The sequence below is a fragment of the Vibrio sp. 10N.286.51.B11 genome (genome assembly GCF_041469245.1).
GTDB classification, from domain to species: domain Bacteria; phylum Pseudomonadota; class Gammaproteobacteria; order Enterobacterales; family Vibrionaceae; genus Vibrio; species Vibrio crassostreae_C.
In genome coordinates this window covers 1-461 of record NZ_JBFRKI010000058.1, presented here as the reverse complement: position 1 = coordinate 461, position 461 = coordinate 1, and the positions used below count along the sequence as shown (strand labels likewise).

Annotated in this window: 2 tRNA genes and 1 rRNA gene; all 3 read left to right on the top strand. The window is 47.5% G+C overall.

Annotation, left to right across the window (positions count from 1 at the left end):
• The first annotated feature begins 49 nt into the window (after nucleotides 1-49).
• A tRNA-Thr gene (locus AB4154_RS22100) sits at nucleotides 50-126 on the top strand.
• A gap of 41 nt (nucleotides 127-167) precedes the next feature.
• A 5S ribosomal RNA gene (gene rrf / locus AB4154_RS22095) occupies nucleotides 168-283 on the top strand.
• A 30-nt stretch (nucleotides 284-313) separates the two neighbouring features.
• Nucleotides 314-390: transfer RNA gene (locus AB4154_RS22090), tRNA-Asp, on the top strand.
• The last annotated feature ends 71 nt before the right edge of the window (nucleotides 391-461 follow it).

Genomic DNA, 461 nt, shown 5'->3' with positions numbered 1-461 from the left:
ATCGCCAGGCTTTAAATTTTTAGAGTCGTTTTTAAACGGTTCTTGAATTGCTGATATAGCTCAGCCCGGTAGAGCGCACCCTTGGTAAGGGTGAGGTCCCCAGTTCGAGTCTGGGTATCAGCACCATATTTAGTTGATTTGATTATTCAAGTTAACAACAGAATTTGTTTGACGACCATAGCATTGTGGACCCACCTGATTCCATGCCGAACTCAGAAGTGAAACACAATAGCGCCGATGGTAGTGTGGGGCTTCCCCATGTGAGAGTAGGACATCGTCAGGCTCAAATTGCTTTATGCTGAATAGACACTGCGGAGTGGTAGTTCAGTTGGTTAGAATACCGGCCTGTCACGCCGGGGGTCGCGGGTTCGAGTCCCGTCCACTCCGCCACTTATTAGAAAGCCTAGTCTTATGACTAGGCTTTCGTCGTTTCTGGCTATCGATAATACCAATCCGGAAAA